This is a genomic window from uncultured Porphyromonas sp. (assembly GCF_915070105.1).
Taxonomy (GTDB): Bacteria; Bacteroidota; Bacteroidia; order Bacteroidales; family Porphyromonadaceae; genus Porphyromonas.
The window spans coordinates 1-26038 of the sequence record NZ_CAJZFJ010000004.1; the positions used below are offsets into that span (position 1 = coordinate 1).

At 54.7% G+C, this 26038-nt stretch carries 22 protein-coding genes; 13 read left to right on the forward strand and 9 right to left on the reverse strand.

Annotated features, from left to right (window positions below; all coding sequences use genetic code 11):
* The first annotated feature begins 606 nt into the window (after nt 1–606).
* The 4 genes from ruvX (at nt 607) to QZ554_RS00770 (ending at nt 4132) form a co-directional block, all read left to right on the forward strand.
* Complete coding sequence (gene ruvX / locus QZ554_RS00755) at nt 607–1050, forward strand: Holliday junction resolvase RuvX (RefSeq protein WP_297193454.1); 444 nt, start codon at nt 607–609, stop codon at nt 1048–1050.
* 41 nt (nt 1051–1091) lie between these two features.
* Nucleotides 1092–1658: a peptide deformylase gene (def, locus tag QZ554_RS00760; RefSeq protein ID WP_297193456.1), complete on the forward strand. Its 567-nt coding sequence runs from the start codon at nt 1092–1094 to the stop codon at nt 1656–1658.
* A gap of 89 nt (nt 1659–1747) precedes the next feature.
* A complete protein-coding gene (locus QZ554_RS00765) occupies nt 1748–3829 on the forward strand; it encodes a tetratricopeptide repeat protein (RefSeq protein WP_297193458.1) in 2082 nt (693 codons plus the stop codon).
* A 99-nt stretch (nt 3830–3928) separates the two neighbouring features.
* The gene (locus tag QZ554_RS00770) at nt 3929–4132 is read left to right on the forward strand and encodes a winged helix-turn-helix domain-containing protein (RefSeq protein WP_297193460.1); all 204 of its coding nucleotides are present in this window, start codon (nt 3929–3931) and stop codon (nt 4130–4132) included.
* 183 nt (nt 4133–4315) lie between these two features.
* On the opposite strand, the gene QZ554_RS00775 is transcribed toward QZ554_RS00770, so the two are convergent.
* Complete coding sequence (locus QZ554_RS00775; RefSeq protein ID WP_297193462.1) at nt 4316–4984, reverse strand: hypothetical protein; 669 nt, start codon at nt 4982–4984, stop codon at nt 4316–4318.
* Nucleotides 4968–5654: a hypothetical protein gene (locus QZ554_RS00780; protein ID WP_297193464.1), complete on the reverse strand. Its 687-nt coding sequence runs from the start codon at nt 5652–5654 to the stop codon at nt 4968–4970. The genes QZ554_RS00775 and QZ554_RS00780 overlap by 17 nt, the downstream gene beginning before the upstream one ends.
* Nucleotides 5655–5833: 179 nt before the next feature.
* Between QZ554_RS00780 and QZ554_RS00785 the strand changes: the two genes are divergently transcribed.
* From QZ554_RS00785 to folK, 8 genes are all read left to right on the forward strand, one after another.
* Nucleotides 5834–6481 carry a hypothetical protein gene (locus QZ554_RS00785; RefSeq protein WP_297193466.1) on the forward strand — a complete coding sequence of 216 codons (648 nt, stop codon included), beginning with the start codon at nt 5834–5836 and terminating at the stop codon, nt 6479–6481.
* Between the two features lie 310 nt (nt 6482–6791).
* Entirely contained in the window at nt 6792–7433 is a 642-nt protein-coding gene (locus QZ554_RS00790) for a DUF1266 domain-containing protein (protein ID WP_297193468.1), read from the forward strand.
* Nucleotides 7434–8358: 925 nt separating this feature from the next.
* Entirely contained in the window at nt 8359–9237 is an 879-nt protein-coding gene (locus QZ554_RS00795; RefSeq protein WP_297193470.1) for a permease-like cell division protein FtsX, read from the forward strand.
* Nucleotides 9238–9285: 48 nt separating this feature from the next.
* Nucleotides 9286–9528 carry a DUF3098 domain-containing protein gene (locus QZ554_RS00800; RefSeq protein WP_297193472.1) on the forward strand — a complete coding sequence of 81 codons (243 nt, stop codon included), beginning with the start codon at nt 9286–9288 and terminating at the stop codon, nt 9526–9528.
* The gene (uppP, locus tag QZ554_RS00805; RefSeq protein ID WP_297193474.1) at nt 9525–10358 is read left to right on the forward strand and encodes an undecaprenyl-diphosphatase UppP; all 834 of its coding nucleotides are present in this window, start codon (nt 9525–9527) and stop codon (nt 10356–10358) included. The genes QZ554_RS00800 and uppP overlap by 4 nt, the downstream gene beginning before the upstream one ends.
* Nucleotides 10359–11081, forward strand: a complete 723-nt coding sequence (truB, locus tag QZ554_RS00810; protein WP_297193476.1) for a tRNA pseudouridine(55) synthase TruB — start codon at nt 10359–10361, stop codon at nt 11079–11081. It abuts the gene before it with no gap.
* 25 nt (nt 11082–11106) lie between these two features.
* The gene (queA, locus tag QZ554_RS00815; RefSeq protein ID WP_297193478.1) at nt 11107–12168 is read left to right on the forward strand and encodes a tRNA preQ1(34) S-adenosylmethionine ribosyltransferase-isomerase QueA; all 1062 of its coding nucleotides are present in this window, start codon (nt 11107–11109) and stop codon (nt 12166–12168) included.
* 16 nt (nt 12169–12184) lie between these two features.
* Entirely contained in the window at nt 12185–12676 is a 492-nt protein-coding gene (folK, locus tag QZ554_RS00820) for a 2-amino-4-hydroxy-6-hydroxymethyldihydropteridine diphosphokinase (RefSeq protein WP_297193480.1), read from the forward strand.
* Here folK and QZ554_RS00825 read toward each other — a convergent pair.
* From QZ554_RS00825 to QZ554_RS00840, 4 genes are all read right to left on the reverse strand, one after another.
* Entirely contained in the window at nt 12629–13228 is a 600-nt protein-coding gene (locus tag QZ554_RS00825) for a YigZ family protein (protein WP_297193482.1), read from the reverse strand. The two genes, folK and QZ554_RS00825, sit on opposite strands and share 48 nt — an antisense overlap.
* 739 nt (nt 13229–13967) lie before the next feature.
* A complete protein-coding gene (locus QZ554_RS00830) occupies nt 13968–17369 on the reverse strand; it encodes an exodeoxyribonuclease V subunit beta (RefSeq protein ID WP_297193484.1) in 3402 nt (1133 codons plus the stop codon).
* A 36-nt stretch (nt 17370–17405) separates the two neighbouring features.
* Entirely contained in the window at nt 17406–18503 is a 1098-nt protein-coding gene (pdxA, locus tag QZ554_RS00835; RefSeq protein WP_297193486.1) for a 4-hydroxythreonine-4-phosphate dehydrogenase PdxA, read from the reverse strand.
* 14 nt (nt 18504–18517) lie between these two features.
* The gene (locus QZ554_RS00840; protein ID WP_297193488.1) at nt 18518–19582 is read right to left on the reverse strand and encodes a DUF4837 family protein; all 1065 of its coding nucleotides are present in this window, start codon (nt 19580–19582) and stop codon (nt 18518–18520) included.
* A 607-nt stretch (nt 19583–20189) separates the two neighbouring features.
* Between QZ554_RS00840 and QZ554_RS00845 the strand changes: the two genes are divergently transcribed.
* A complete protein-coding gene (locus tag QZ554_RS00845; RefSeq protein ID WP_297193490.1) occupies nt 20190–20957 on the forward strand; it encodes a BT1926 family outer membrane beta-barrel protein in 768 nt (255 codons plus the stop codon).
* 147 nt (nt 20958–21104) lie between these two features.
* On the opposite strand, the gene QZ554_RS00850 is transcribed toward QZ554_RS00845, so the two are convergent.
* The 3 genes from QZ554_RS00850 to gldM are packed head-to-tail and all read right to left on the reverse strand — an operon-like array spanning nt 21105 to nt 26035.
* Entirely contained in the window at nt 21105–23426 is a 2322-nt protein-coding gene (locus QZ554_RS00850; RefSeq protein ID WP_297193492.1) for an ATP-dependent helicase, read from the reverse strand.
* Between the two features lie 32 nt (nt 23427–23458).
* On the reverse strand, nt 23459–24466 hold the full coding sequence (gene gldN / locus QZ554_RS00855; protein WP_297193494.1) for a gliding motility protein GldN: 1008 nt from the start codon (nt 24464–24466) through the stop codon (nt 23459–23461).
* Nucleotides 24467–24490: 24 nt separating this feature from the next.
* Nucleotides 24491–26035, reverse strand: a complete 1545-nt coding sequence (gene gldM / locus QZ554_RS00860) for a gliding motility protein GldM (protein WP_297193496.1) — start codon at nt 26033–26035, stop codon at nt 24491–24493.
* Nucleotides 26036–26038 lie beyond the last annotated feature (3 nt).

The following is a 26038-nucleotide window of genomic DNA, read 5'->3' on the forward strand; positions in this document are numbered from 1 at the left end:
TGCCAGGGGCGGGGCGGGGGATGAGTAGATTGGGTGGAGGGGAGTTCTCGCCTTTGTGGGGAAACTGCTTTGTGGGGCTAAGGTCGAGGCCGATGCATGATTTCTTTCGGTGCTTTCCTTGTACATTCGGTACTCTCCTTGTAAACTCGGTACTCTCTTTGTACACTCAGTGCTTTGCTTGTGCATTCATTGCTTTACTTGTACACTCCTAGGATACTCCACTCTTTGGCTCTTTTGGGGGTATTATGTCATGACCAAGGGGGCTCTAAAGCCTTGTCTCTGACGAAAAGGCGTTAGCTCCGAGAATCGCACAAAGGAGAGCCCTAGAGAGGACATACTTAGTGCGAAGGTGTGTACACGTGTGTACACTGTTGTGTACAGGCGGGTATACTACAGTGTACACACGTGTACACTTTTGCCCCTTAGGTAGTAGGTATACATTGGGTGAGGATACCCCTCGGGTAGAGATGTTTCTATATAGTATGTGTGCTCCTGCCGAGGTGTATGCTCTGGGACTACTTTGTCCTCGACCTCTACAGTTTTCATACCTTAGCCCTAGAAGCTAAGGGAGGAGAGGGACGAATTGCGTATCTTTGCCCGTGACTTATGGGTAGACTCTTAGCTATAGACTATGGACAGAAGCGGTGCGGTGTCGCCGTCACTGATCCCCTACAGATCATCCCCGGTGGACTGGGGACGATCCCCACGCATCAGCTTCTAGACTTCGTGCTGGACTATGTGCAGCGTGAGGAGGTCGAGCGCATTATCATTGGCTACCCAAGGCAGATGAATAGCCAGGAGTCTGCCTCGATGAAGTATATCCGCCCCTTCGTGGGACGGCTTCAGAATGCCTTACCCTCGATGACTATCGAGTATCAGGACGAGCGCTTCACCTCCACTCTTGCCCAGAGGACGATCCGTGAGGCTGGCATTGGCCGGCGACGGCGAGAGACGGACAAGGGGCTCGTGGACGAAGTCAGTGCCGTCATCATCCTGCAGAGCTATCTGGAGGCGAAGAAGGGGCTTGGCCCGATCCACCTACCTGGCTAGATCCAATCATTTATTACTCCAAAAAGGAAATTATACACCCTATGAAGCTACCTATTTATATCTACGGTCATCCTGTCCTCCGCGAGATGGGGCAGGACATCACCCCTGAGTACGAGGGGCTCCAGCAGCTCATCGCTGATATGTGGGAGACGATGTACTTCTCAGAGGGTATCGGGCTTGCGGCACCTCAGATCGGACGGGCTATTCGCCTCTTCGTGATCGATGCAGACCCGATGAAGGAGGACTTCCCCGAGTGTGCGGGGCTGAAGCAGACCTTCATCAACGCTCGTATCGTCGAGCGGAGCGAGGAGACGCTCTCCGAGAACGAAGGCTGTCTAAGCATCCCCGGGATCAATGAGCGGGTCACGCGCCCCTCGACCATCACCATCGAATATCTCGATGCGGACTTCCAGCCTCATCGGGAGACTTATTCGGGCTTTGCGGCACGTGTCATCCAGCACGAGTACGACCATATCGAGGGGATACTCTTCATCGATCAGATCGCTACTATCCGCAAGCAACTCATTAAGGGCAAGCTCACAAACCTCGCTAAGGGTAAGGTCTCGGCACACTATCGTGTCGTGACTGCACCGCAGAAGCGTCGCTAGGATACACTACTCGGCGTAGCTACGTCGTTCATCCTATATAACACTGTAGACACGGCCTCATAACGATATAGTAGATGGTAAAAAGCTCCATGAGGAAGCTTCGGCTTCTGATCCTTGCCCTTACGCTCGGTGCGCCACTGGCGCATGCGCAGATAGATGTCCACCAGGTGCTCTCTATCGGGCGAAATGCTATTTACTTCAACGACTATATCGTCTCTATGGGGTACTTCAACCAAGTGATAGGCCTTCGCCCTTGGATGGCAGAGCCCTATTTCTATCGCTCGGTAGCGAAGATCAACCTCGAGGACTATCGTGGAGCAGAGGCCGATGCTACGCTGGCGCTCGAGCGTAATCCCTTCCTGAGCAAGGCTTACCTCGTGCGTGGTATCGCACGCTTCTCTCAGAAGGAGTACGAAGCCGCCATCGGAGACTTCCGACAGGGGCTGAGCCTATCCCCCTCGGATGTGGGGCTACGCTACAATCTCGCCATCGCCCAGCTCGAGGCCAAGCAGTATGCTGCTGTCGATAGTACGGCACATGAGCTACTGCGCTTCTCCCCTCGCAATAAGGATGCCTACCGCCTACTCGCTCAGACGGCTCTCGAGCGTAAGGATACGGTCCAGGCGCTACGCCAGGTGGAGGAGCTCCTCAATCGGGATAGCCTCTATACACCAGCTCATCTGCTACGTGCTCAGGTAGCTGCTGACCGTCGGGATTACGTTACGGCCGTGCAGGCGATTGATCATGTGATCGGGATAGAGGGGGGCAATGCCAGCCTCTATGTCAATCGTGCGATCATGCGCTATCATCAGAATGACCTACGTGGAGCTATGCAGGACTATTCGGAGGCCATCAAGCTCGAACCCTCTAATATCCCAGCCCGCAATAATCGTGCTCTCCTGCGCTCTCAGGTCGGTGAATACAGCCCTGCTATCTCCGACTGGGATGAAGTGATCCGCCTATCCCCCAAGAACTATATCGCACGCTACAACCGTGCCCTACTGCACATGCGTCTCGGGAATCCTCGTGCAGCCCTGCAGGATCTCAATGCCGTGCTGGAGCAGTATCCAATCTTTGGTGAGGGCTTCCTAGCTCGTGCCGAGGTCAAGCGTATGCTCGGCGATACCAAGGGGGCTGGACGGGATCAGCTCCATGTCTTCGACCTGCAGAACAGCAAGAAGTACCGAAGCTCCGCTACCAAGACCTCTAGAGATAAGACCAAGGAGCGGGATACTCGTAGCAAGGAGGACGAGGCAATCGAGAAGTACAACATGCTCGTCGAGACAGCACCACGAGCAGAGACAGAGAAGCCAAAGTACACCAGTCAGGTGCGTGGTCGTGTGCAGGACAGAGAGGCGCAGGCGCTGCCTAAGTCCAATATCACCCTCTCCTACTTCACCGAGGTCGATAAGGACGGCAACCAGACCCGCATCTACTATTCTCCTCTCCTGGATCGCTACAATGCCCAGCAGCTGCAGCGTGACAAGCGCACACCTCGCATCCTACTGCAGGAGCGTACGCTGGCTCTGTCCTCGGATCAGATCAAGGCAATGGAGCAGGACATCGCTCGCCTCTCTCGGGAGACTGGGGAGACAGCCTCGCTCTACCTGCGTCGAGGGATCGACTATGCTCTCCTGCAGGACCTTGACCAAGCCATCCTAGACTTCTCTCGTGCGATTAGCCTTGATCCGACCTCACCCTTAGCCTTCTTCGCACGTGCCACAGCCACGATGCGTCGCTCCGAGGCTGAGCAGGGACGTATCCCTGAGGAGCACTCGCAGCAGGAGCGTGCCATCATTCGCTCAGCAGCTACAGGTGGTAAGGCACTCCCCACGGCTCCTACCCCTGCACCGACCCTTCCTCGGACACCACGTCTGAGCGAGCAACCTGCCCTGCTTGATCTCAACAGAGCCATCGAGCTAGATCCACAGTTCGCCTACGCCTACTACAATAGGGGTAATCTCTATGTCCGGTCGGGAGAGGAGGATAAGGCGCTTCTGGACTATACGAGAGCTATCGAGCTCAATCCAGCCTTCGCTGAGGGCTACTACAATAGGGGCTTACTCTACCTCTCTCGTGGTAGGGTCGCTGATGGGGTGCGGGATCTGAGCAAGGCTGGTGAGCTAGGGCTATACGAAGCCTATAGCTTCATCAAGAGGATGAATAAGTAGCCTATTCGCTCAAAATGCGTACCTTAGTAGTGGCTTAATGAGTGATCACTAGAGCCAATAGGTAATGTATGTCCAACACTAACTAACCCAAGAAGAGCTATGATCGCAACGATAGGAACAAATGCAGGCCTCATCTGGAATGTCCTAGATAAGCTAGGCAAGATGGATGTCAAGGCACTGAAGAAAGCCACTAAGCTACGTACAGATAAGGAGCTATATGCCGCCATCGGCTGGCTCGCCAAGGAGGGTAAGCTCCACTTCGACGAGGTCGGTGAAGATCTCTTCGTAGAGCTCATCTATTAGTAGAGACGAACGTCATCAGGTCTAGTAGACCTAATATACCGAAGCCCCCACAGCATATATCCGCTATATGCTGTGGGGGCTTCGGTGTATCTCTATCCTCCTAGTTCGGGGGGCTATACCTGTATCTAGTTCGGGTGGGCCACCTGCTGGTAGAGACGCATAGTTCGGGGGAAAGTAAGAGGGTCAGTAGACAGCCTTGTAGCGACAGGGCGTCAGTCGTGGATCGAGGACCCATACCTCCAGATCTAGTAGATCTAGGCTGAGCTGTGGGCTCGTCTGTAGGCGGAGGGCAGTCGAGAGACGCTTGGCAGTGCGAGAGCGAGTATTGATGAGTATGGTCGTACGTCGGGGGCTACTCTGATATGCATGCAGTAGGGTAGCTAGCTCCGTGAGCACTGTAGCCTCGGATGGGAGACGCTCTAGTAGGATCAGGTCGTACTCACCCGTTGTAGTCTCTGCTGTGGGATGCTCGATCTGATGGAGCACCTCTACGTAGCCTGTACTGACGATGTATAGTGGGATCATGGTCAGCTCTCCCGTCACGAGGAGTATGCGATGAGCCTGCTCCTCGTGGGCAATGCGGAAGATGAGCTCTAGCGTACGGGCACTGCGTATAGGGCGTGGGCGAGTAGCCCGTGCGAGTTCCCGAGAGCGACGCTTGAGCTCCTCCCTCAGCTCTGCGAAGCAGTAGTAGGGGCGGTGATTGCGGATGACCCTAGAGATGAGGTGAAAGGCATAGGGCGAGTGCACACCATCCCCACGGCGATTGATGATGAGACGCTTCGATCGCTTCAGCCGACGAGTGAGTCCCTCTAGGCGAGGGAGTGCTCGCCCCTTAGCTAAGCGCCTCATGGATTTCTTCGCTAGGTACACCCTGTAGATAGCGGTAGAAGAGAGTGTGGTAGATCACCCCTAGAGGGAGTGTGATGATCATCCCGATCCCTAGGGCTATGCTCCCGAGGAGGGACAGTGCCAGCTGGATGACCAGCACGAGTAGGAGCGGGTAGAAGTGTCCCTCCGTGAGTCGCCAAGCTCCCTTTACGGATCGCCATAGGCCTCCCTGCTCGATATATACCTGAGGTACGAATGCCAGACGTAGCATCACATAGAGCCCTGGCACGATGAAGAGCAGCAGCCCTAGGCTACATACGAGTGCGATGAGTAGTGCGAGGAGGATCAGGGGGAGGAGCTTACGTAGAGCTACCCGATAGGCACTCACTTGTGCTCCCTCCTCGCTCCCTCGGGCTGTGATACGTAGTACACGTACCTGTAGGACGAGTGTGAGATAGGTATATAGGATCGGGAATGGGAGCAGAATACCGAGGGCTAGCCATGGTGAGGTCGTGGGAGTAGGGGTGCTACTGAGGTGCTCGAGGGAGAAGTAGACCCCAGAGACACAGAGCAGGATGAGGACGAAGATGAGTACCGAGAGTCCATAGAGACCCTTGTGGCTCTGCAGTAGCCGATAGGCTTGCTTGAGTGCCTGGCCATGAGCGAAGGGGGGGAGTGGATGCTGGATCATTGCTCGTATGGATATTACTTTGGATGTAGATGCTGTGTACTGTGTAGCGTTTATAAGGGCAAATATACGTATTTATAGGTAGTATATGTACACTTTATACTCCTATTTAGCTACCTTTGCTACGGGATATGTGTCCCAATAGATAGATTTGTTTCACCAACTAACATCAAGAGATCATAATGAAGAAGTTTGTTTTGGCCATAGCTTGTGCCTTTGCCTTCGGGGTCGCTGTATCTGCGCAGACACCACAGAAGCAGGATAGCACTAAGAAGACCTGTGCTCGCTCGGGGGCTACCCAATCAAGCGATAGCAAGAAGTTCTGTTGTCCTGCTGGGGCGAAGAGCTGTGAATGCAAGGAAGGCTCTGCCTGCGTAAAGGACGGTGAGAGAACCTGCAAGAACGCCCAAGGGCAGGCTACTGCCAAGTGTGACAGCAAGGAAGGCGCCAAGTGCGACAAGGGTGCCACCAAGTGCGACAGTAAGGAAGGCGCCAAGTGTGACAAGAGCGCAGCGAAGTGTGACAAGGGTGCCACCAAGTGCGACAGCAAGGAAGGCGTCAAGTGCGACAAGAGCGCAGCGAAGTGTGACAAGGCTACTGCCAAGTGCGACAGCAAGGAAGGCGCAAAGTGCGACAAGAGCGCAACGAAGTGTGACAAGGGTGCCACCAAGTGCGACAGCAAGGAAGGCGACAAGTGCGACAAGGGTGCAACGAAGTGTGACAAGGGCGCAACGAAGTGTGACAAGGCTGCCACCAAGTGCGACAGCAAGGAAGGCGCTAAGTGTGAAAAGAAGTGCACTAAGAAGGCTGAACAGCCAGCAAAGAAGTAGCCCCTCGCTCTAGGAGCATACACATATTAGGCAGAGGCGACCCTCATCAGTGGGGGTCGCCTCTGCTCATTTCATCACCTTCTCAGCTATTCTCATTTGCAGTTCATTCGCGTGATCCTTAGCTATATAGGCTTGGCGTGTAGGCTTGGGGACTCTCTCTTCGTAGGGCGGGTAGGGTAGAGGTGTTGGGCTCTATGAGGACTGAGAGGTTTTCATATTTAATCATATATGTGTACTTTTGTGATGCTCCCTTCAGTATAGGATCGTCCTAGGGAGCACTAACATCTCATCCACACTAATAAAAGACAACATGAGAAAGAACGTACTTAAGACCCTGCTTCTTGGGCTCCTCGCAGTAGTAGGTCTAGCCTCCTGCGGAGGTTCTTCATCATCCTCCTCCAGTGACAAGGCTAATGCCGAATACGATGCACTGCGCCCAACCCTCCTCGGTGGAGTCTACTTCTACCGTGGTTATGGTGGTGTACAAGCAGTAGATAGTCACATTAAGAGTGGCGGTGTTGAACAGATCGAAGGCTACAAGCAGCTCTTCATCAACCCCTACGAAGAGGAGTCTGTCAGCAACGCAACCAATATGCTCAAGAATGACTGGGATATCACAGATACCGCCTCACTAAAGGCACAGCTCGAGAAGCTCAAGACTCAGGAGTCCGAGCATAAGGCTTGGGACTGGTGTCGTGCTGTGAACATCTCTTGGGCTGGTGTCCGTGCGGGCTTCATTACCCAAGCAGAAGCTGAGGCCTATCAGAAGGAACTCCTCGCACTGGCGCAGGCTAAGTACCCTGATTGGACTGCGTACTTCAACGACTTCCTCGCTGGCCGTACTGCTTGGGATCCCAATGATGAATACGGTGGCAAGGCTGAACTAGAGTCCGTCGTCAAGGATATCCAAGAGTCTCCTGTCTCTATCTATAAGGTAATCTCTCTGAAGTAAGCCCCCTTCGATAGAAGAACTTCTTCTCTGAGGTCGTACCCTCAGTCCCTTTGGGACGGGGTACGACCTCTTTCTTTTTCCCCACCTCTCTGCTCTTACCATCTCCTTCGCCTGCCTCTCCTCTGCGTACACCTCGTTATCCTGTGTCCCTCTTCCCGTGAGATGGGGGCTTCCCCGTGAGGAATGAGGGTAGGGAATTGACCTTAGCTAGGTGGCTCTGTATCAGGCATCCCGATTGGGCTGAGACGTTCATACCGAGAGCGTGACTGCGCTCTCGGTAAGAGCGTCTCCATCACCTTACATAGGTGACGACAGCGTTCTTACCGAGAGCACTTCGGCGATGATACTATGCTCGTTTTAGCTCCCTTGGGAAGGGGCTAATAGATGTACCCAATGTTCTTACGGGGGCGATGTGTTGGAGGGGGTAGTGACCTAGAGCCAAGGCTGAGGCATGAAATCACTATAGTGCGAGGGCGAGGTCGTCAAGGAGCATACGCCGAAGATAGAAGTTTCCGTGTCCTAGTCTAGATATGCCAAGCAAATACCTCCTACCTAGGCGGGATGAGTGTACACGTGTGTACACTATAGTATACCCACGTGTACACAACTGTATACACGCGTGTACACAAGTGCGCTCTAAGTATATCCTCTATAGGGTTCGCTTGTATGTCTGTTTCTTGGGAATAATGCCTCGGATCTCTAGGGATGGGCTAAGGCTCCCTGGGATACGAAATGATATCGCCGAAGATCTAAAGGCAAAAGGCAGGAGTGTGCGAGCGAGATCATGCGTCGTCCCTGAGAGACAAGGTCGTTTGTGCGATTATGTCTATCTTTGCGTGCAAATTGTCCATGGTCTGTCCGTATGGTTGCTACTTTAGCTGATTGATACGAGGGTGATGGACGAGCTGATATATCCAAAGGAATCATGGGTGCGCCCAATACAAAACAGTCCACGACGCTCCGCTACTCGCGTCTCTTGAGCTTCATCAGTATCACCGTCTCGCTCTTCATGCTCGGTGCCCTAGGCTTGGTCTATGCTCTGGAGCAGGGGCTAAGTAGGGAGGTGCGGGAGCGTGTCTCCTTCACCGTGGAGCTCCCACGTGAGGGGGGAGTCACACCCGAGGAGGCCGTGGCACAGCTACGTGCCCTGCCCTATGTCCGTCAGGTCGAGTTAATCTCATCCGATAGTGCGGCTCGTGACCTCACGGAGGTCTTGGGCGAAGATCCCACCAAGGTGCTCGGCTACAATCCCCTCTCCCCCCTAGCCAAGGTACACCTGCAGGCTGCCTATACCCACCCCGATAGCCTACGTATGATCGCTCGGCAGAGTCCACTACTACGTACGGCAGAGGAGCTGAATGACCAAGAGGGGCAGTGGGCTTCGGCCACGGAGAACCTCCAGACGATACGTATGGTACTCTGGTGCTTCCTCGTCCTCAACCTCCTTGTGAGCTTCCTCCAGATCAATACCGCCACGGGGCTCGTGATCTACTCCCAGCGGATGCGTATCCGTACGCTCTCGCTCATCGGAGCTACGGCGAGCTTCATCGGTCGTCCCTTCGTCCTGAGGGCGATGCTGGATGGCTTCCTCGGAGCCTTAGTTGCCCTCGCACTGCTCGGGGGGAGTCTCTATGGGATCTGTCGGGGCTTTGGCTTTGACCTCCTCGCTTATTGTCCTCTCTTGCCGATCATAGGGGTAGCACTGGTGATCCCCCTCGTCGGGGTCTCAGTGAGCTTCGTCTCCTCCTGGAGAGCTACTCGCAAGTACATCCACATGGATGAGGGCAAGATCCACCTCATCTAAGTCAGAGGGGACACTACGTCACGCTTACACATACAGCATCATTACATCATGCTTTATAATAAAAAGAACTACATCCTAATGGGCATCTCTGCCCTGCTGATCATCGTGGGCTTCGTCCTGATGTCTGGTGGTCAGAGTGAGGACCCACGAGCCTTTAGTCCCGAGATCTTCAGTGGTCGTCGTATCGTCCTAGCGCCGATCGTATGCCTCTCGGGCTTTATCCTGATGGTCTATGCAATCCTCGTCAATGGGGGCGAGCGTAAGAGCATGGATAAGGAGGCTAAGGAATGACGATCCTCGAGAGTATCATCCTAGCGATCGTCGAGGGGCTGACGGAGTTCCTCCCCGTCTCCTCGACTGGTCACATGATCCTCACGGAGGGCATACTGGGCATGCAGAGCACGCCCTACCTCAAGGCTTTCACGGTGATCATTCAGTTTGGTGCTATCCTCTCCGTGGTAGCCTATTACTTCCGCCGCTTCCTCCCCTTCCCAGTGCTGGGGATGAAGCCCGATGAGACGACGAGTCTCGGGGGCTGGCGTCTGTATGTGCTGATGGTAGTGGGCTGTATCCCAGCGGCTATCTTCGGTGCTCTGCTGAGCGATCAGATAGATATGCTCCTAGGGAATACTTGGGTTGTCCTGGGGATGCTCTTCCTTGGGGGGATTCTCATGGTGTACTTTGACCGTATCTTCGGTACTAGAGAGGAGCGTCGTGTGACGGTGCGCAATGCCTTCGTCATCGGTCTCTTCCAGTGTCTGGCTATGATCCCTGGGGTCTCGCGCTCGATGGCGACGATCTTCGGTGGGATGCAGCAGGGGCTGAGCCGTAGGCAGGCGGCAGAGTTCTCCTTCTTCCTCGCTGTGCCGACGATGTTCGGTGCGACCCTGCTCAAGGGGTACAAGCTCTACAAGGAGCTCGGGGTGGAGATCTTCCGTGACAACTGGCAGACACTGCTTATTGGCAATGTCGTGGCCTTCGTCGTCGCCCTGCTGGCCATCAAGTTCTTTATCGACTTCGTAGCTAAGTACGGCTTCCGACACTTCGGCTACTATCGTATTGCCCTCTCGGTAGGGATCGCCATCGCCCTGCTTGCAGGTGCGCACATCTCGCTGAGCTAGATGCAGGAGCCACTAGATCTCATAGCTGGGGCTACGATCGCCCTAGATAAGCCACTTGGGTGGAGCTCCTTTAGCCTAGTCAATAAGTTTAGGTACGAGGCTTGCCGCTACCTCGGCATTCGCAAGCTCAAGGTCGGTCACGCCGGAACGCTTGATCCCCTAGCCACAGGTGTGATGATCCTCTGCACGGGACGGCATACCAAGCTCATCGAGCAGCTCCAGTCGGGGCGCAAGGAGTATATCGCTGATATTCGCCTTGGACAGACGACCCCGACCTACGACATGGAGAGTGAGCCCGATGCCTTCTTCCCGACAGAGCATATCACGGAGGAACTCGTCAGGGCGAAGCTCCTAGACTTCGTCGGCGAGATTGAGCAGGTGCCCCCTGCCTTCTCCGCAGTGAAGGTGGATGGGAAGCGAGCCTATAAGCTAGCTCGCAAGGGACGAGAATTTGAGCTCAAGGCCAAGAAGCTCACGATCGACGAGATCGAGCTCCTTGCCTATGCCCCTACACAGATCCAGATACGTGTGGTCTGTAGCAAGGGCACCTACATCCGTGCCTTAGCCCGAGATATAGGCCTAGCCCTCGGCTCGGGTGGACACCTCACGGACCTTCGCCGTACACGAGTCGGTGACTACAGCCTAGAGCAGTGCTACCGAGTGGAGGATATACAGCGCTTCCTCGCCGAGCACGTAGCTCCACTAGATGAAACAAACGAATAAATACTCCAAGACAAGATAGATAGAAATGAAGGATACTAAGCTGAGTCACTTCGAGCTCGACATCCCAGAGAACTTGATCGCCAAGAAGCCTGCTACCTTCCGTGACGAGTCCCGTATGCTCGTCCTGCACCGAAGTAATGGGGAGATCGAGCACCGACAGTTCAAGGACGTGCTAGACTACTTCCAGCAGGATGATGTCTTTGTCTTCAACGATACCAAGGTCTTCCCCGCCCGTATGTACGGCAACAAGGAGAAGACTGGAGCCCAGATCGAGGTCTTCCTCCTGCGTGAGCTCAATCCCGCACTCAAGCTGTGGGATGTCGTCGTAGATCCTGCTCGTAAGATCCGTATCGGGAACAAGCTCTACTTCGGTAAGAACGATGAGCTCGTTGCGGAGGTCATCGACAACACGACCTCCCGAGGACGTACCCTGCGCTTCCTCTATGACGGCCCCCCCGAGGAGTTTCGCCGTGTGCTCTACTCTATGGGCGAGACCCCACTGCCTAAGTACATCAATCGTAGCCCCAATAGCGAGGATGCCCACCGCTATCAGTCCCTCTTCGCCTGCAACGAAGGGGCTGTCGTAGGCCCTGCAGCGAGCTTCCACTTCAGCCGTGAGCTCCTACTGCGTATGGAGATCCGTGATATTCACAAGGCCTTCATCACCGTACACAATGGATTGGGGAACTACCGAGACATCGATGTCGAGGACCTCACGAAGTACAAGATGGAGAGTGAGCAGATCATCATCCCCGAGGAGGCTTGCACCGTAGTCAATAAGGCGAGCGACGCAGGGCGTAACATCTGTGCCGTTGGTACCTCGGTACTGCGAGCTATGGAGACAGCTGCAGGTACGGAGCGACACCTCAAGGCCTTCGATGGCTGGACGAGTCGCTTTATCTTCCCTCCCTACGACTTCAATGTGCCCAATGCCCTCGTAACGAACTTCCACATGGGCAAGTCCATCCTGCTGATGATGACGGCCGCCTTCGGCGGATACGACGAGACGATGCATGCCTATGCCGTAGCACTCAAGGAGAAGTATCGCTTCGGTGCCTATGGCGATGCGATGCTCATCATCGACTAGCCCCCCAAGATCCCCCATGCCCCAGCTCTATCTAGCTCTAGGCAGCAACGAGGGTGATCGGGAGGTGCTCCTCTGCCAAGCAATAGACGCTATCGGTGTGTCCATCGGACATATCGATAGCGTCTCTTCGTTCTATGAGACTGCGCCCTGGGGATTCGATAGCCCCCATCCCTTCCTCAATGCAGCCCTCAGCCTTACGACCCAGCTTACCCCAGAGCAGGTGCTCGACCAGACTCAGCAGATAGAGCGACAGCTGGGGAGAAAACAAAAGAGCAGCCTCGGTAATTACCAAGACCGCCCCATAGACATCGATCTACTGCTCTACGACTCCCTCGTACTCTCCTCAGATAGGCTGACCCTGCCACATCCTCTGCTACATCGCCGTGGCTTCGTCCTCGATCCACTCGCAGAGATAGCCCCCCATCTATACCATCCTATCCTAGGCAAGACGATACGTGAGCTACAGCTGGAGCTCCACACCATAGATACGTCCCAGCCTAGCCTCTAGCTCCTCCCAGTGCCCTAGGCGAATGGAGAGCCGTAGGCGACACGTCTCACGGAAGTCCTGCTCGAGAATCACCGCCCCCACTTCCTTAATCTGACGCATCACGATCCCCATAAGGTCGTAGGCGAAGAGCACATCACACTCTTGCTCGAGGATGCACTCCTTCCGTTCTGCTCCCTCTAGGGCTGCCAGCGTAGCCTCCCTATAGGCTTCGATGAGTCCACTAGTGCCGAGCTTTACCCCACCGAAGTAACGTACGACGAGGACGATCAGATCGGTCAGTCCTTGGGAGATGAGTATCCCTAGTATGGGCTTGCCCGCTGTACCCGAGGGCTCCCCATCATCATTGCTTCGTGTCCGCTCTCCAGCCGGATCAAGGCGGTATGCCCAGCATACATGCCGGGCATCATAGTATTCAACTCTGACCTCCTGCACCCGTGCGAGAGCTTCCTCTTCGCTTGTGACAGGGAACGCAAAGGCTAGGAACTTACTTCGCTTCTCCGAATATTCGCCACTCGCCTCTTTAGCGAGTGTCCAGTAGCTATCTTCTTGCATCTAATGTCGTCTAGTAGGGACTTGTTTGGGGGCAAAGATACGGCATTGTCGTAGGATGATGGGGTGGAGATCGTGTGAAGTAGCCCTATAGGTCTAGAAATGTATGCTAGGTTTTGATTATTCTTTGCAAAAAATAGGTTGTATTAAAATTATTCGTATATTTGTACTGTGTTTTTCATGGTATTAGATTTAAGGTTAACAAGATAGGGGCTGTCGGGAGACAGCCCCTATTTGCTTTCCTTCGTATCTAGAGGTCTTTTCGGGAGGATATGTATCATTTCGGTAGAGTGATGAGGTACGGACTGCTAGATGATGATAAATGGAAATCCGAGAGGATTTGTTATAATTGTGTTGCTTGCTCTGTTGCGTTTTTACTTCTTGCTCAGAGACACTTCTGTTCTTTCTATGTAGGGCTTCTCTAGGCTGATTTAGGATAGGGTGCATTGCTTTTCGACATAGGAGGCCACTTATCACTTGGGAGGGAAGGAGAGGAGTAGACTCTATGTCACCCTAGCTAGCCTTACCATCTCATTTATTCCTTAATCCTCATGTAGCTGTCTAGGCCAGTAGGGTAACATTAGTATCCCAAGTCCAGGCAAGATATAGAAAAGGGGGTAAGATGCACAACATCTTACCCCCTTTGACTTATCGTGTGACCTTCACCTGCGCTGTCACTGCTTTGTAGTGGTGGTTCCCCTTTTGTGACGTAGGATGGGACATGTGGCCTCAGTCTCCTTTCTTATCGCTTTGGGGGGACGGGGATGACCTTGATTTTGTCCTTCTCTATATAGCAGAGCCAGCCCTTCACATCCCGATAACCCATACGCTGGAGCAGGGCTTGGTAGCCCTGTATCTGTGCATAGTAACGCTTATCGAAGTGCCCAAACTTATAGTCAATGATCTCTACCGAAGTCTGATCTCTGTCGGCACCTTCGTCTGCGTAGAAGACGATACGGTCGGGGCGACGACTGCCCTCTAGCCCACCTCCAATGATTGAACATTCGTTCCTGACCACTCCTGATCCGTCGAACCATCGAGCACATTCGCTGTGGGAGACCACCCTCAGTAGGCTCTGTCGCACATCATCCTCTTCATCGGGTGCTATGAGGCCTTGGCTAATGGCTCTCTCTAGTGCGCCCTCTATATCCTCTGTGGTCTCTATCTCGGCGAGGATGAGGTGCATCGTGTGCCCATACCTGAGCTGCTGCTCTTCGGAGAAGTAGTCTAGTCCCTTGCGTAGGATGGCTATACGATCCGTGATGGGGTGGGAGATGATGGAGTCCACCTGGAGGATGTTCTCCTGAAGGCTTGTGTGGATAGCTTGTCGCTGTATGAGCTTGGGGTACTTTTCCTCCGAGGTGCCTTTCTCCTCACTAATTACCTCTGCTGGTAGTCCCTGCCATAAGGGTTTCCCATCGTCCTCTTCCATAAGGAGGGCTTTGATGTCCTTGGGGATATTGGAGAGAGGCTCATTCTTCTCTTTCTTCTTCCCATCTGTGGAGGTAGGGAGCCAGATATGTAGCTCTTCCTTGGCTCGGGTGGTAGCTACGTATAGGAGGTTGAGGGCATCGAAGGTATAGTTCATCCGCTCCTCTAGGTACTCACGTGCGAAGAGGGTATAGTAGAGCTTACGACTATACTTGAGTGGGAGACTTGCGATCTCTTGCATGGGGAGTTCGTCCGTCTCCTTACCCTCGGTTGAGCACCAAAGGATATTCTCGTGATGCGTACTGGCATCTAGCTCCCAGCCTAGGTCTGGGAGCAGGACGACAGGGAAACCAAGTCCCTTGGACTTGTGTATGGTCATCAGACTACAGGCCTGCTCGTTGGTCGGAGTGAGGATGCGCTCCTCTGCACCGCCATCTGCCCAATACTCTAGGAAGCTGGGGATATCTGCTGACTGCTCTGTCTCCCAGGTGTAGAGCATATCGAGGAGGTGCACCACATAGGCACTCTCCTGGTCGGGTAGGATGGGCTGGAAGAGGTGTAGGATCTCCTCGGCAGCCTCGTATAGACCTCTACGTCCGATGGTCAGTAGCTGGTGTAGGGTCTCCTCATCGAGGCTGGGTGAAGGCTCCTCTGTACCCATTGTCCGAGCGAGCTGGCTATGGAGCTCAAGGAGGAGGGCTTGCTGTAGTGCTGTGCCATTGCTACTGATGTAGGCCAGAGCTGCTACGATGAAGCGTGTGGAGACAGCGCTACTGACCAATAGAGCCTCCTGGGAGATGAAGCTAAGGGAAGAACCCTCGTACTTCTCTTTGGGATAGTTCTGTAGGATCTCTGCGATGTCGGTGGCGGCCTTCTTATTGCGTACAAGGATCGCAATATCCATAGGGCGATAGCCTCGCTTCTGTAGGTCGATCAAGACAAGGGGGATCTGCTGAAAGGCATTTGAGGATGCCTTCTCCTTGTCTTCTTCGTCTGCCTCTCCTCCTTGGGGCTTTCTTCCGTTCTTTTTCTCCTCGGTATATTCATGGAGGGCGACGAGCCCCTTGGACTTGGGCTTCTTCTTTGGTACTCGCTGTTTTACATCTTCATAGGCTACTAGATGCCCTCTGAGAGTGCTAAGTAGTGGCTCCTTCTCTTTGTCTAAAGTAGAGTTAGGTAGAGCCTCGATGCACTTAGTGAAGAGACGATCGAGTAGAGGGATGATCTGCTGATAGAGCTGGTTATTGAACTTGATGATCTCGGGTACACTACGCCAGTTGTCCTTTAGGCTGGTCTGCTTGATAGACTGGGCAAAGTCTTCGGGTACAACACGAGTTAGGAGGGTACTATCTGAGTTACGGAAGCGGTAGATACTCTGCTTGGCATCACCCACGATGAGGCTGTCATTGCCAGAGGCCATGGCTTCCTGTAGTAGGGGATGGAAGTTGTCGTATTGTAGTCTGCTCGTATCCTGGAACTCATCGATCATGTGGTGGCGGATCTTAGCCCCAATCTTCTCGTATAGGAATGGAGTATCCGTCTGTGCATCCTTCAGGAGCTTTGAGATGAGGGAGGGAGCATCCGCTAGGAGCATTGTCCCCTGCTCCTGCTTTAGTTCTTGGAGCTTGTTGTCGATGTCGATCAGTAGTCCATAGCGCCCTAGGTATTCATAGATGACGAGCGCAGTCACGTAGATCCCGCCCTTTTCCCTGCAGAGCTTATCGAAAGCCCTGACATGCTCTATGATAGAGGCTAGATGAGGCTCTAGCTGGGCTCTGTATCGCTCTAGTTTCTCTTTGGCAAGGAAAAGACCTAGCTGTTCCTCTAGGTCATTTGCTCGGCAGATCTTCTGTAGGGTTGCACGTTCGGAATAGAATCCCTTGCTACTACTCTCAAAAATCTCTCCCGAGGCCTTAACGCAACTCTTGAGTGCACCTAGAGGGAATTTTGTGATACCACCTTTAATGTCCTCGGGGGGAATGCCTGTGGCTCGTAGTGCTTCGAGGGCGTCGGTCGCTAGACGTTTGGCCTGCCTGCGCGTGTTGTCTATTATCTTTTTTAGGACCTCCTGTAGGCTCGCGATGGCCTCCTTGGTGGGTAGACCTTTGTCCTGGCGAAGGAGCTTCACGGGCTCTTCCTCAAGCTGCTTGGCGAAGGCCTCTAGGCTCGTCTCGATGTGGTAGCTCTTACCGGAGCTTAGGTTGTCCTCTGCGAGGGCTTGGATCCACGCTCTGATCTGATTGTCGGGTCGCTCGCCATCTTGGTCAGCGAGGACCTCCAGTACGGCTTGGTGCAGGAGGGCACTGCTCTCGATCTGGACACGTAGCCCCCCAGTGACCCCTAACTCATAGGCAAAGGAGCGGACGACCTCCTGAAAGAAGGAGTCAATCGTACGCACCCTAAAGCTCGTATAGTCAAGTAGAAGGGCACGGAGTGCCCCCCGGGCTCGCTGCTTCAGCCCCTTTGGGTCAAGGTGCAGAGCCTGCTTTAGCTCTGCGAAGAAAGGAGAGTCCTCGGGGCTCTTGGCTAGGACGTAGAGCTCCTGTATGATACGCTCCTTCATCTCTGCTGTAGCCTTGTTGGTGAAGGTCACAGCCTGGATGTGTCTGAAGGTATTAGGATCGCTCGTGGATAAGGCTAATCGTAGATACTCGCGGGTCAGCGTATGGGTCTTCCCCGATCCTGCTGAGGCGGTGTAGAGGTCAAGAGACATGTCTTGCGCAGGGTTATATGATTGCTCAGCTAGGGATTAGTAGTCCTCCGAGGTGGTGTCGAGCTTCTCATCATCTCGGCTGCGATTGTGATAGCAGCGACGAAGGGGATTGCGTGTGGCCTCGTCATACCGACGGCGGGCACGATAGATGTCGAGGGCGCAGTAGATCGCCTCACGCATGGAGGTCGGATCGGCTATCCCCCTGCCTGCTATGTCGTAGCCCGTACCGTGATCGGGAGAGGTGCGTACGAACTGTAAGCCGAGGGTGACATTGACCCCCTCACCCATATAGAGCGCCTTGAAGGGTGCTAAGCCCTGATCGTGGTACATGGCGAGGATACCATCGAACGAATCTACCCGCCCACTGCCCCAAAAGCCATCGGCTGCATAGGGCCCAAAGGTGATGATGCCCGACTCGAAGGCCTTGGCCACGGCAGGCTGGATGATCGTCCCCTCCTCCTGTCCCATGAGCCCCTTGTCCCCTGCGTGGGGGTTGAGGGCTAGGACAGCTAGACGAGGCTTCGTGATACCGAAGTCTCGTTGTAGCCCAGCCTCCAGCAGACGTAGCTTCCTCAGGATGAGCTCCTCGTTCAGAGCTGAGGCGACCTCCTGTAGGGCGATATGCTCCGTGGCGATGGCCACACGGCAGTCGCCTGCGACGAGCACCATTAGGGACTCCCCGGGGGTAGTGGCACCGACACTCTCTAGGTACTTCGTATGCCCATTGAAGGGGAAGAGCTCACGGGGCATCACAGCCTTGTTGATCGGGGCTGTGACGAGCACATCACATAGCCCACTACGTATGTCGGCTACTGCACGCTCCAGCGCCATGAAGGCACTGTGCCCAGCTTCCTCCCTCGGCTCACCCATGTGTACGGTCTCTCGCCCCTGAGTGCAGTCGATGAGGTTCAGCACACCTGCCTTGGCCTCCTGAGGGCTCGTGATGGTGTGCCAAGAGACCTGCTCGAGGCCAAGGTGGTTGCGCCAAAAGGCAGCTACATGCGATGAGCCGTAGAGGATGGGGGTGCAGAGCTCGCAGAGGCGGTCATCCTCGAATATCTTGAGGATGAGCTCATAGCCGATACCATTGATGTCGCCATGTGTGATGGCTACACGTATCCGTTGTCCGTCCATCTGAGGTCGCCGTCTTAGAAGCCCTTGGTGAACTTTGCGCTGAGGATGCTCTGAGGGTCAAAGTCCTTGACAGACTTTGGACGGAAGGTATAGAGGGCTGCCTCCATCATACGTATGAGGTGGAGCTTGTCCTCGTTGGGGCGGTAGACGAAGCCCTCGACGACATAGACCTTGCCCGCAGCCTCATCGACGATCGCTTGGCAGACGAAGGGGCCACCCATCATCGCTCCACCCGTCATCTTCCACAGGCCTCTGACCTCGGCACGAGCCTTGGTCTCGCCGAGCTGTACACGGCGGTAGAGGAGCCCATAGTTCTGCTCGGTGCAGGGGTAGGAGCCCTCGAACTCACCGGAGATATTCATCTTCAGTACAGAGTCACGCTTGGCGACGATGGCATCTAGGCTGATGTCGTTATCAGAGTGATAGGGATAGGTGTAGATGAGTAGGTCATGACGGCTACGCATAGAGGCATTGGACATCCAGAGGAAGTCCTTGCCGATCTTGCTGCCACGGATATCCTGAGGGACATTCACCCGATAGCCGAAGAGGCTGTCTGCCTTCTCCTGTGCCTGCTGGCTGTACTGCTTGGAGAGGAGTTCGCCGAAGAGGAAGAGCTCGTGGCGGAGGAAGAGGTTCATGATCGCCTCCCCGTCACGCTTGGTATAGCTGATGACCGAGTCGGGGGAGGGGGAGGTGACACGTAGCACGATCTGTCCCTTGGCCCAGTCATCATAGCTGTACTTGAGCGAGGTCTGGGTATAGCGCTCGGCATCTACGTCTACGATGAGGATGTTGCGCACCAGCTTCATGAAGCCCGAGAAGGACTGTGTGGGGATACGGGAGATACGCAGTGAGGGCTCACTCTGTGGGAGCGAGGGGGCATCCTCCTCCAGTAGGTCATAGAGAGTCGTACCCATGGGGGACTCGAAGTACTCCTTGTTCATCACGAGCATCAGTTCTCCGGGCTTACCAGTGGCATTCTGCTGGAGGACGGAGCCTCCTGACTTGGACTTACAGCTAGAGAGGGGGAGGAGAGCTAGGCTGAGGAGCAGAGCCAGCGTGAGAGAGCATCGTTTCATTGTCCGTTATATTTATGTGGTTTATATTCCGTGATAGTAATACTATATATGTAGGCAAAGATAGCGAAACTAGGGGGAACAGCTACGTGTCCTACCTCGCACAAGAGCGAGTACAATGTAGCCCTACCGAGGCTTCGGAGTGTCCCTACTAGATAGCTTGTGGAGAGGTGCGATCACAAGTCGGGTAGAGCGGTTATCCCGAGGCCCTACTAGCGAACATACCGAGAGCGCATTTGCGCTCTCGGTATGTTCGCCTCTGCGCTCTAAGTAACATCATGGGAGCGTTCATACCGAGAGCGTGAGTGCGCTCTCGGTATGAACGTTTTTGCCCTCTAAGAGTGCTTGATAGAGAGGATGTTACATCAGGACTATTTTCGTCTATACAGTCTGCTCTCTGTGTGGAGATCGTGGGAGACCTTGGGCTTGGGAAAAATCTTCACTTGAGAGGGTCTCGCTAGATCTGGGTAGCATACCGAGTCGCTAGCTATATGTGAGATTGTAGGGTTGCACAGGATGGGCAGAAGTGTGTAGTGTATATATTTCTTTATCTTTGTATCGCCATGAGACAAGAGCTGTCTCGTGGCTCATATAAAACTAACAGACATATATGAAGAAGATTATCATGGTAGCAGCACTCGCTGCTACATCGATTGTAGCCGCTCAGGCACAGAACGAGTTCAAGCCCAAGGCTGGTGATGTCACCACAGATGTTAGCCTCTTCGCTAACGGCCTATTCTCTAACCCTACTGCCCTCTACAAGGGGAATGTAGCTAGTGGTGCCTCTGTAGGTACAAACTCAGGTTCAATTAACCTGAACACAGTAGGAGTCCTCAAGGGCCGCTACTTCTTCCAGGACGATCTCGCACTTCGTCTCTCTCTTGGCCTCTCTGCTCCCTCTGTCAAGAAAACTACTGAGCAGCCCAATAACAACGAGGTCGAAAAGTATCGCTCCTCGACCATCTACTTCGGTGTAGGTGTCGAAAAGCACTTCGCTGGGACGGATCGTCTCTCTCCTTACGTTGGCGCTGAGCTCCACCTCGGCTCCTACTCTACGAACTATGAGAAGAACGTAACCCAAACGATCGGTACGTCCGTTAAGACGACTAATACGCAGATTAAGACTGCTCCAGGCTTCACCTTTGGTGGTGGTCTCTTCATGGGTGCAGACTACTACATCGCTCCTAAGGTCTTCCTAGGACTCGAAGCAGGTCTCAATATCGATGCTCATAGCCTTGGTACGGGCTCGAACGTCGTAACGACCAACGAAACGGGTAAGCCTACAAAGACGGATGACAATAGCGGTAAGACCAAGTTCAGTGGTTCTACGATGAACACTGACCTTCAGGTTGGCTTCAAGATCGGTTTCGTGTTCTAAGCACTAAATCATGCTAATCCCCTAGCCTTAGGCTAGGACATACATACGACACAGCCCATCGGGAACTATTCCCGATGGGCTGTGTCTGTATAGTAGGGCTGACGTTGTCGTCTCGTGGCTTAGGGCTATTGTCTTACGAGCTGGAGATTAGTCTAAGACTTGGAGCTGGGCGAAGCGTAGGAGGAGCTTCTTCGTGTCGCCTGCATCGAAGGCTACCACCGCCTTCGCATTCTCTCCCGATCCTTCTAGCTCCATGACTTCACCCTCGCCAAATCGCTTGTGTAGGACTCGGGTACCGATACGTAGATCACCGATCGAGGTGTGCTTCTCCTCCGCCTCATCACTCCACCTGCGCTGGGTGAGGACACGCCGATTGGGGCGAGCCTTGGGCAGGAAGTCGGGGGCAGAGCTGAAGTCCCTTGGGAGCTCACCACCACGATGGGGGCGAGGAGGCCCCTGAAGCCACGAAGGGGTAGAGCCAAAGCCATGCGCCGTATCGAACTGGATGTACTCCGTGGGGAGCTCTCTGAGGAAACGGCTGGGGCGACTGAACTCCGTGCGCCCATTGCGGAAACGCTCTCGAGCATAGCCTAGGTGACAGGTCTTCTCCGCCCGGGTGAGTGCTACGTAGAAGAGTCGTCGCTCCTCCTCCAGCTCACGTCCCGTATTGCTCATCGAGGAGGGGAAGAGATCCTCCTCCAGCCCGAGGACGAAGACGTGGGGGAACTCCAATCCCTTCGAGGCATGGATCGTCATCAGGGTCACGGCATCCTCTCCCTCACCCCGGGTATCTTGGTCGGTCAGTAGGGCTACGCCACTTACGTAGGAGCCCAGCGTGGGGGTGTCCCCCTCCTCGAGAGTAGCCTGTACGTACTCCTCTATCCCGGAGAGTAGCTCCTGGATATTCTCCACACGAGTCTTACCCTCCTGCGTGGTATCGCTCTTCAGATCGGCGAGGATACCTGTCTGTAGGATCACTTGCTCTACGACATCGTAGAGGTCATCACTTGTCTGGCTAAGGGTGCGTAGCTCGTCGAGTAGGGCTGCGAAGGACTGGAGCCGCCCCGCCGTAGGCCTATTGACCTCTACCCCGTAGGCGAGCGGATTACGTAGGATCTCCATGATCGGGAGGTGGTGCAGACGAGAGGCACTACGTACACGCAGTACCGTGGTGTCTCCGATGCTTCGCTTGGGGTAGTTGATGATGCGTAGGAGGGCTTCCTCGTCCTGCTCATTGATGAGCACACGTAGGTAAGCCATTACGTCCATGATCTCCTTGTGGTCGAAGAAGAATCTCCCCCCGTAGATGCGGAAGGGGATACCGATGCGACGAAAGACCTGCTCCAGCGTACGGCTCTGTGCATTCGTGCGGTAGAGTATGGCGATGGAGTCGTAGCTCTGCCCCTGCTCTCGGTGTAGACGCTGGATCTCCTCCCCAGCCCAGAGCGCCTCGAGGTCGCCCGAGAGGGCCTCATGTACCTGGATTGGCTCCCCGACAGCCTCCTCGGAGAAGACCTGCTTAGGGATCTGGTACTCGTTGTGAGCGATGATGCTCCCAGCGGCAGAGACGATGGTCTGGGTGGAGCGGTAGTTGCGCTCAAGCTTGAAGACCTTGGTAGAGGGGAAGGTCTTCTCAAAGTTGAGGATATTGTCTAGGTTAGCACCTCTAAAGGAGTAGATGCTCTGTGCATCGTCACCGACGACGAAGATAGCCCCCTTCTCCTGCATGAGTTGCTTGGCGACCATATACTGGGCGAAGTTCGTATCCTGATACTCGTCGATGAGGAGGTAGTCGATACGCTCCTGCCACTCCTTGAGTACCTCGGGATTCTGACGGAAGAGGATATTGATCTGTAGGAGCAGGTCATCGAAGTCCATCGCATTGCTTTGCCTTAGTTCGTCCCAGTAGAGGCGATAGATCTCGGCTATGCGGGGTAGCCCACTCTTGGCATCATACTTCACGAGTTCACCATAGGAGGCATAGGCCTCGGGGGTGAGTAGCCTATTCTTGGCCGAGGAGATACGGCTGTGGATGAGGTTGGGCTTGTAGACCTTGTCATCGAGTCCCAGCCGCTTCACGATCGCCTTGATACAGCTACGACTATCATTGGTATTATAGACTGAGAAGGTTGGGGTATAGCCCAGGAGCGAAGCATGTAGGCGTAGGATGCTGAGGAAGACCGAGTGGAACGTCCCCATCCGTATCTGTCGTGCTACGGAGCCTGCTCGCTCGCTGATACGCTGACGCATCTCCCGAGCAGCCTTGTTGGTAAAGGTCAGGGCCATCAGTCCCATTGGGTGGTAGCCGCAGTCGAGCAGGTAGAGGAGCTTGTAGACGAGGACACGGGTCTTGCCACTACCTGCACCTGCGATGACCAGCGCAGGGCCATCGTTGTAGGTCACAGCGGCTCGCTGTGCCTCATTGAGCTCGGTGAGGTAGGGGAAGTCCAGCGGTGTAGTGCTAGGCATGTATCTGATGAGATGGATAGGTGGTGGAGGGCTTAGCCTCGGTTACGGATGGAGCGTGTCGTGGAGTGTCCACCCTTAGAGGACTTGGTGCTGGGTGAAGCCTTCGGCGTGCGTACCTTCTTTGCCTTTTGGGTAGAGGGGCGATGCTTTAGGGTGCTATCGGGGAGGAAGAGACGAGAGCCGAAGGCCTTTAGTTCGTCCTCGATACGTGTCTGTTCCTTCCTTAGCTCTTCGGCAGAGGTGGAGGACTGCACGAGACTGCGCCCGAGGAGATGGTCTGCTCTGATGATCTCGCCCTCATAGAGGTGTAGGGTGAAGAAGTCATCTAGCGAAGCACGCTTAGCTGCATTCTGCTTAGATAGGGGGATGAGCTGATCACTGAGGTAGGGCTGTAGAGCTTCGTACTCGACCCAGAAGAGGGGCATATTCACAGCACCATAGTCCCCGACTGTAGAGAGGATAGGGCAGAGGGCGAGCACGAGTCGGTCATAGGTAGAGGTCGCTTCGTCGAAGAGGTACGCTTCCTTGAGGTAGTAGCTCTTGACCTCGGTGGTGGGGAGGTCACTAGGCTGGACGGTGAGTACTTCCTTAGCACCCTTGCCCTCGACCTTGTAGGGGATATGGAAGCGATCTAGGAAGTCTCGGTAGGGGAGTAGGTGAGCTTCGTCGAGCTGCTCCTCACCATCGAGGTACTCATAGACCCGTAGCTTCCCCGCTTGATAGAGCCAGCAGATCTGTGCGAAGAGGTTCGCACGTGTCGGGGTCGTGACCTCGGGATAGTAGAGGGGGGCGTTAGTAGGAGTCGTGAGGTCGATCAGACGATAGATGCTGCGTAGCCATGAGGCAGACTGGAGAGCACTGGCGATACGTCCCTCTTCGTGAACGAAGGTGCGGGAGGTAGAGGACTGAGCCTTCGGTGTCTCGAGTGTCGCCCTTGCGCCCTTGCGTACCACTGGGGTACTAGGTGTGGAGACCTGTGCCCAGAGGGGGGTGAGGGTGAGAAGGTATAGCGAGAGGAGGGTGAGGAGTATCTTCTTCATATTCGTTCGTCCTGAGGGGGACATTTAGCCGATGATGAGCTCTAGGGAGGGAAGCTTGCGCTCGATGCCATCAGGGCCACGAGCGATGATGTCTGAGATATAGAGACGCTTCCCTCGGGGAGCGGTCTGTATCTGTCGGATCTGTCGGGGCGAGAAGGTCGCTCCACTAGAGACCTCGGGAATGGCATTGCCCATAGAGTCAAAGGTAATGAGCTGGAAGCGTACGACCGTGTAGCTAATATCTAGGAAAGAGTCGTCGATGGCTGCACGCACTCCGCCTGCAGCGAGCAGTGCCTGCTTGGCAATCCGTCCACCTCGGAAGCGACTCTCTCCCCCCTCGGTGAGGGCTATATAGGGAGAGGGATCGGGTAGGCGGCGCACTCGTAGCTTGGTCTGTGTGATGAGGCTTGTCTTGCCACCCTCCCCTCGTGCAGAGACGGAGATAGTGACCTCACCTAGCTGGCTGGGGTGGGCGACCCAGAGCTCTCCTCGGCGGGTAAGCGTACCACTGCTGATAGAGGCTGTGAGGTCTTGGGGGGCAATGCCTGGCACTGCTATCTTGATCGGGTTGTCTATACCGGAGTAGAGGACGTTCATCATCACAGGGGCGATGGTCGCCGTCCGCTCTATGACGGTGTAGTTGGTCGCAAAGGGAAGGCGTTCCGTAGAGCCATCCCCTCGGTCTGCCTCTACGTAGCCCTCTACGGGGAAGGTACCCGTTCTAGGGGTAGGTAATGAGAGCTGTCCCCTGAGTGCCTGAGAGAGAGGGGCACCATTGACCACGATGTGGGGCTGTCTCGTCGTGTCTGTACTGCTGAGGACGATACGTGCTCGGTAGGGCTCGCCACTGAGTACGATCCTGCTATCGGGGATTACCTGAGCGGTGAGTAGGCTGAGGCGGTAGTCATGGGCATCGATGCTCTGGAGGAGTTCGGTGAGCCCTTCGCCCTCGGTATGGTGGATGTTGCTCTGTAGGTGGGATAGGAGAGTGAGGGCAGCTATGGCAGGCATGTTCTCGAAGTTTGCACTCTCCCAGCTCTGGCCACCTCGTCCATCCTTCGTCGCTAGTCGTGCTGTGATCTGAGCCGATCGAGGGCTGCCTCCTAGTAGCTCCGTGAGCCAAGTGCGGTACTGCTCTAGGCGCTTCCTTAGCTCCTTAGCTCGTGGGTGAAGGGGGGAGAGCATCACTACGGACGAAGCCGATAGGTCATCTAGGTGACGAAGTGCATCTGCCCGCCCCTCTCGTCCGTCAGCCTCCTGAGCGATGAGCTCCTTGAGACTCTGGATGTAGTGATATAGGGAGTCGGAGCGTAGGCGTAGCTCCTCACTGCGCTGTCGCCAAGCGGAGACCTTATCGGGGTTCGCCTGATAGGCCTGATCCATATCTTGGCTTAGAGCCCTATTGCGCTGCTCCGTAGTGGATATGGTCTGCTGTAGCTCTCCCTCTACCTGAGAGATGCCATCGAGTACCTCAGGGGATACATTGAGCGCCATCATAGCGATGAAGACAAGGTACATGAGGTTGATCATGCGCTGTCTATTGGGATTGCCCCTACTGCCTACAGCCATATC